The sequence below is a fragment of the Protofrankia sp. Cr1 genome, assembly GCF_963555865.1.
Taxonomy (GTDB): domain Bacteria; phylum Actinomycetota; class Actinomycetes; order Frankiales; family Frankiaceae; genus Protofrankia.
The window spans coordinates 1-6,095 of sequence record NZ_CAUVXO010000302.1; the positions used below are offsets into that span (position 1 = coordinate 1).

At 67.1% G+C, this 6,095-nt stretch carries 6 protein-coding genes and 1 pseudogene; 2 read left to right on the top strand and 5 right to left on the bottom strand.

Annotated features, from left to right (window positions below; translation table 11 throughout):
* Positions 1 to 210, bottom strand: a 210-nt coding sequence (locus U9980_RS19640; protein ID WP_322769260.1) for a hypothetical protein, incomplete at its 3' end; no start/stop codon positions are given.
* Between the two features lie 423 nt (positions 211 to 633).
* Between U9980_RS19640 and U9980_RS19645 the strand changes: the two genes are divergently transcribed.
* A complete protein-coding gene (locus U9980_RS19645) occupies positions 634 to 1,275 on the top strand; it encodes a hypothetical protein (RefSeq protein WP_322769261.1) in 642 nt (213 codons plus the stop codon).
* Positions 1,276 to 1,314: 39 nt separating this feature from the next.
* On the opposite strand, the gene U9980_RS19650 is transcribed toward U9980_RS19645, so the two are convergent.
* Positions 1,315 to 2,517, bottom strand: coding sequence for a cytochrome P450 (locus U9980_RS19650; protein WP_322769262.1), 1,203 nt, complete (start codon positions 2,515 to 2,517; stop codon positions 1,315 to 1,317).
* A 1,352-nt stretch (positions 2,518 to 3,869) separates the two neighbouring features.
* Positions 3,870 to 4,172, bottom strand: a complete 303-nt coding sequence (locus U9980_RS19655) for a hypothetical protein (protein ID WP_322769263.1) — start codon at positions 4,170 to 4,172, stop codon at positions 3,870 to 3,872.
* Positions 4,173 to 4,768: 596 nt separating this feature from the next.
* On the opposite strand from U9980_RS19655, the gene U9980_RS19660 reads away from it, so the two are divergent.
* Positions 4,769 to 5,398 (top strand): LuxR C-terminal-related transcriptional regulator, encoded by a 630-nt coding sequence (locus tag U9980_RS19660; RefSeq protein WP_322769264.1) that lies wholly within the window; start codon positions 4,769 to 4,771, stop codon positions 5,396 to 5,398.
* A gap of 178 nt (positions 5,399 to 5,576) precedes the next feature.
* Here U9980_RS19660 and U9980_RS19665 read toward each other — a convergent pair whose 3' ends face one another.
* Positions 5,577 to 5,738 carry a hypothetical protein gene (locus U9980_RS19665; RefSeq protein WP_322769265.1) on the bottom strand — a complete coding sequence of 54 codons (162 nt, stop codon included), beginning with the start codon at positions 5,736 to 5,738 and terminating at the stop codon, positions 5,577 to 5,579.
* Positions 5,728 to 6,095: pseudogene (locus U9980_RS19670) on the bottom strand (transposase); the annotation flags it as partial. The gene U9980_RS19665 and the pseudogene U9980_RS19670, both read right to left, overlap by 11 nt.

Below are 6,095 nucleotides of genomic sequence, written 5' to 3' on the forward strand. Positions count from 1 at the left end.
ACGCGTCATCCACCGATGGTCGTCGAACTGGGCATTAAGGTTCATGGACTGCTCGTCCTTCCCCTGACGGGTTCGATGCCCGTCGCAGCGGTGCACCCGATGACCGGTAGGCGGCGCGGGGAGGTACCGGACCATCGCAACGGTAGCCGTCCTGTCATTCTTCAGGACAGGGTCGTCGACCACCAACCGGACGTTGGCGGTTCGCGGCATCCACCAGCCATCGCGGGTACCAATGGCCAGGCCCGATCACAAGATCGTAGCCAGATCCAGAACCCACCCGGCGAAGCCAGCTGGGACCCTCCACCGGCCGAGCAGATTGATCGACGGCCAACAACTCATTAACACGCCAGGACAGCCAAAATCCAGCGAGGTCTCTTGATCTAGCCGCGGAAGGAATCAGCTGAACGGCAGTCTGCGCGGGTGGTGCGCCACTCCGGCCGCGATCCACACCCACGTCCGCAGCCCTGCCCCCGGGCCGGTCCGAGGTTCCGCGGGTCGGCAACGGTACCCGTGGGAGGTGGCGGATCGGCTGCGTGCTCAATACGCGGTGAGTTCCCAATTGGTCGGCTCCCGCCGGTAATGCGGCGGGTGGGACGGACGGGGCGGGGGAATGCGGGGAGGACCGGGGCGGGTGTGAGCGTGCCGTCCGGGGTCACAGGTGGCCAACTCTGGACGGTGACTGAGGGCCTCGAGGCTAGCCCGGTGGAGCTCGCCGAGACGGCCGCGTCCGGTGAGGAAGAGACGTCGGGATTCCCGCCCGGTAGCCAGATTCTCGTCCGCGACGAGCTGTGGCTGGTACGGGGTATGCATCGCACGGCGCGTGACGGGTGGATGCTCGAGGTCACCGGCGTCTCGCCGTTCGTGCGGGGCATAGACGCGGTGTTCTTTGAGGAGCTGGAGAAGCCCGACAGGATCCAGGTTCTTGATCTTTGGAAGACGGTGCTGGCCGCGGACGGCTCGCCCAACCATCGCAGGGGTCGGCTGTTCCTGGAAGCGGTGATTCGCAAGACGTTCCTGCCGCAGACGGAGCACGGTCTGGCCCTGGTCGACGGGTTCCTGATGGACCAGAAGGCCTACCAGCTGCGCCCGGCTGAGTTGGCACTGTCGATGAGGAACCCCCAGCCGCGCCCGCCTCGCCGACAGCGACGCCGCCGTCCTCACCCCGAACGTCGGGCGACAATGCACTCATCTGCCGCATGTAGTCGGTCTGGTCTTCTGGCTGAGGCGGGCGCAGCGTCACAGGCATTACCTCGTTCGATGAGCTCTACGTCCTGAGCTCCCGCACGACACCGCCGGATCGCCGGACCGTTCGCCTCACGCGGTACGGACCTGTAGGGGCAGGTGGGCCAGGGCCCTGAGTACGTTGTGGAGGCGTGGGTGTGGCGGGCCGGCCAGTTCAAGGGTGCGGGCCTGCCGGGCCAGCGCGTTGAGCAGGCTCTCCGCCTCGAGCCGGGCGAACGCCGCGCCCACGCAGGCGTGGATGCCCGAACCGAAGGCCAGATGGGTCGCGGCGCTTCGCCGAATGTCGATGCGGTCGGGGTCATCCCATTCGCGAGGGTCGCGGTTGGCGGCGCCGACAAAGCACATGACCTTTTCCTGGGCCGGGATCACTGTGTCGGCCAGCCGCACTTCGCGGGTGGTGGTACGGAAGTAATGCTGTACGGGAGAGTAGTACCGCAAGGCTTCCTCGAAGGCCGGCCGGGCCAGCGTAGGGTCGTCCCGCAACGCCGCCCATTCCCTGGAATGGGTGGCGAGCAGATATAGCGTCCAGACGATGGCATCTATGGTGGAGTCGAGGCCCGCCGATATCAGCGCGCGCACCAACATACCCGCCTCGTCCTCGGTGGCCTCACCACGGTCGACGGCGGCGTACACGGCCGCGCCCAGCCCGCCGGCGGCCATCGAATCTCGTTCGCACTGCTCGGCGAACCACTCGTGAATCGGCATGCCCGCAGCCATCGCCTCCTGGGAGAGCCGATTACGCGGGCCGAACAGGTTGAACGCCATGTCCCCGTACCGGAGCAGCTTCTCCCCCCCCGCCGGCTCCAGCCCGAAAGCGTCCGGGAACGCCCGCACCAGGTACGGTTTCGCCAGATCGGTAACCCCGTCGAACCGCCCGCTCGCCATGACCTCCATCACCAGTTCCTCGGCGTGCCGCTCGAGCTCCGGCCGCAACCGTTCGATCGCCCGTGGCGACAGCACCCTCGCGGTGATCCGCCGTGGCCGGGCGTGTGCCGGCGGGTCCGCCTCCACCAGCAGGCTTGGGGGCCGCCACGGCTCCTCATGCCAGAAGTTGGCGAGCCCGACCCCTGCGGCCGAACAGAACCTCTCATGGTCGCGCAACACCTCGTGGACCTCGGCGTACCGGGCCACCGCCCACACGCGGTAACGCTCCAGGAAGACCACCGGGCCGGCCTCCCGGAGCCGCTCATGGAACGTGTCGGGATTGCGCTGGAAATCCTCGGCGAACGGATCAATGTCCAGGACAGATACGCCAGTCGGCACGAGATTCGACACAACAACATCGTCTACCACCCCAAGGGAAAATGTCAATATCTATTGACGGTCCACGTTCTGGGTGCGGCGAAACCCCTGGTCAACGAGCCGATATACCAAGATTTTTCATAATCCACCTAAGGACTTTAGTCGCCTTGTTTGCCGTGCCGCCAGTGAACCGGTGAATATTCGCGAGATCACACCGCTGCAGGCAAGCCTCGAAGGTGCGAAAGAAATGCCGCACGAAAGCGCGGACAATGGCGCGGACCAACGTGCAACCCGCCGTCAGACCTAGATTCGCCAGCACTTGCGGCCTGGTCCTTTGCGGCGAGGACCGCGGCGAGGGCGAGCTCCCCGGTGAAGAACCCGGAAGCGGGCCCGCACCAGCGGCGGCATGCACATCGCAGCCGGTGTGCCAGCCCACGGCCGAGCAGGCTGGCGCAGCGCGGGCCGACGTCCTAGTCCCCGAACAGAAGGTCGGCGGCCAGAACCAGCCCGGTCCGCGCCCAGCTTGCCAGCAACGGCCGCCCGGCCTTTTTCCTTCGTAGGTGTAGGCCACACCCCGCTTGGTCCGGCCGTGGACCTTCACGTCGGTAGAGTCCACATCGATCGTCGGCCGGTCCCGGATCAGCTCCGAACAGCGCCGGTCCGAACCCGACCCGACGACGAGCGCCCAGTCGTCGCCGGCCCACGGCGTCGCCACCTCCGCCGATTCACGGCCGCCGTGGTCCGCGCCGTCCGCGAGTTCTCCGTCCCGTCCCGTGCCCTCCGCGCTGCTCGCCGTCCCGGTTGGCGGCCCCGCCGCGCCCGGGCGCCGTGGTCGGCGCGGCGGGGCCGGCCGGCAGCCTCGCGCCGTCCGGTGACCGGTAACCGGTAACACGTAGACGGATGGCAACAAAAGAGGGGAGAATGTCACCACCCGCACAAGCCCAGGTACAGCGGACCGCCGTTATCCTGAGGAGCCTTGATCATGACTCCACGCAGCGTCGTGCCGACCACCCCATCTGAGCTCTGGGACCGCCACGAGATGGCGACTGCCCTGCCGGAGCGCGACACGGGCGAGGTTCTCGCGACCTACCGGTGGTGGACCGGCGCCCCACAGACCCAGCTCGTCCGCGTGATCGGAGTCGGCGAGCCCACCCCTCAACGCCCTCGTGCCGGGCGAACCCCGGGTGGAAGCTCTCGTGCCGTTCGACCGCTTCGCGAGCGGTCTGGGCATTCCGCCCCGACGTCTCGGACTCGCCGAGCCCGACCAGGCCGAAGCCGCCGTACCATCCCGCCCGGCTTCGACGTTGCCTGAGACGCCCGCCACACGTCCCGGCGTCGACGACACGGGTCTACTCCCTGTCCGCCAGGCCGAGCGCCGACCTGAATCAGCCGAGCAGACCGCGCACGACCTGGCGTTGTGGCCGGAAATGGCGCTGGACTGGCTGCTGCGCACCCGCCCCTGCGCTCGCCGTCAATCCGCCGCCGGCCGTATGGTCGGGGCCCCCGACATCACCGCCGTGCCTGCGACAACCGCGCTGTTCGCCGACCTGGACAACCGCCACGGTGGTGGCCACGCCCGCCACGGCCTGATCGGCCTTCTGTCCGGCGACGTCGCCGCCTTGCCGCACGGCCGCCGAGTCCATGCTGTCGGCCGGCGGGATGGCCTCCGACGCCGGAGCCCATGGCATTGCACAACGCGACCTCGTTTAGGCCCTACACCGCGCCGTGAACGGCGACGACCGCAGGCTCGGCGGAAGCGCACCATCCGTGATGAGCCAGCAGGCCACATTCCTCATTTACTCCGCCAGGCCGCCTGCCTCGCCCGGAGCGCCGTCGTCCGCACGAAAGGGGTGGCCACGGGGACGATGACCGCGCAGTTCTACGCGACAGGTGCCCGCGGGGCCCCCAGCCGCGAAGACGCCCCCGCCTGTGACGCCTCCCTGACGGCCGTCGAGAAGGCCTTCTCCCGCCCCGACCCCGGCGACGACCCCGCGTGGATCGCCTACTTCGACGAGGCCGAACTGTCCGCCGAGTGCGGCCCCTGCTTCCGCGGCCTTGGCCACGCCGTCGGAGCCCGCACCCGGGCAGTCCGATCCACCAAGGTCGGCAGCGACGGGATATTCGCCCGCTCGGATCTCTTCGACGCCTACCGGTGGTCCCCAGCGGCTTTTCCGCGAGAACCCCAGCCGTCGAAGCTCTCTGAGGCCGGTCTGGGGGAGGTGAAACACTTCAACGATTTCAAGTCTCAGCCAGGTGGATTACGGAGTGCAGGAGGCCAAGGGAAATGGATGTCGCTGTGTTGGAGCTACTGGAAGTCCACCGCCGTGGATTGGAGAGCATGCTCCGAAGACTCCAGGGGATCACCACTCTCGAATGTCATCGCAGTATGGAGGAATTGCTCGTTGCACTTGAGGTGCGCGGTGGCGAATGGAACCCCGATGTCATCATCGCCAGCTGTTGCGGTCCCGACGATATCGCCGACCAGGTCCGGATCAAATTCCCTACGAGCCGTATACTAAAATTGGTCGCTAAGGCCGACCCCGGGTACCTTGCCATGACCGCTAGGACGCACGTAGACGGCTACATCATGGTGCACGACCTCACGGAGGCGACGCTGGATAGCACGCTGCTGGCCCTGATGGGCGGAGTTGTACCCATGCCCCTGCCGATCACGAGCTACCTCCTCGACCGTGCCCGATCGGGCGAGACATCACGATCGCATCACCGTCCCTATTTCAACCCTCGCGAGCGCGACGTCGTCGCCTTACTCTTGGAGGGACTCAGTAATCGGCAGATCGCCGACAGGGTGGGGATCTCGTTGCACAGCGCCAAGCGACACGTCTCGGCCGTGCTCAACAAGGTGAACTCACCGAGTCGCGCACACTTTGTCGCTCAGATGCTCCGCGACGAATGAGCTATTCCCAGCAACGAGCCACTACTTCGCCTAACTGTTACGGACCGTGACGAGGTTGAGGGCGCTGTGGCGTAAGGATCTGTAGTTAAATACCTCAAGTTCGCTGTCCAAGGAAGCGGGACCGGTTCAGGTCGTGGCGGCAGCGATCGTCTTGACGGCCCGGCCCAATACCAGGAACTTAGGTTCGAATCAGGACTGTGACGACGGTGGGTGGCGGTCCGGTGAGGTGCTTGTCGACCGGCTTCTTGGCGGGGAACGGGGTGCGTGTGGTGCGGCGGACGACGCGGGGATTGGAACGGGCGCGTTTCGGTAGGACGTGTTCGGCGATCTCAGCGGTCACCGCGGCGAGGATCCGGGCGGTCCGGCGGAGGGGAGAATCGCCCGGCGCACGACCTAGCGGCGGACGATGCTGACGGTGTGGGTGAACGAGAGCCGGTCGGGGTCGACTCCTTCGCGTAGCGCGGTGTCGTGGATCAGCTTCCGTAACGCCCGGTGCAGCAGCAGGACGCCCCAGAGTTCCTGTTCGACCCGGTCGGGGGCGCGGGACCGCAGGACCAGCCGGCCGTCCTGCTGGTGGACTTTGATCTCGTCGAGGAGGGTCTCGGCTTCCCACCGGTCGCTGTAGAGGGCGGCGAGTTCGGCGGCGGGCGCGGCGTCGGGGTCCAGGACGGTGGTGACGAGCCGGTAGGTCTCCTTC

Excerpts from the sequence above, each read along its gene's own strand:
- U9980_RS19655 (WP_322769263.1), bottom strand. The coding sequence starts at position 4,172 with ATGCCATGGGCTCCGGCGTCGGAGGCCATCCCGCCGGCCGACAGCATG.
- U9980_RS19660 (WP_322769264.1), top strand. The coding sequence starts at position 4,769 with ATGGATGTCGCTGTGTTGGAGCTACTGGAAGTCCACCGCCGTGGATTG.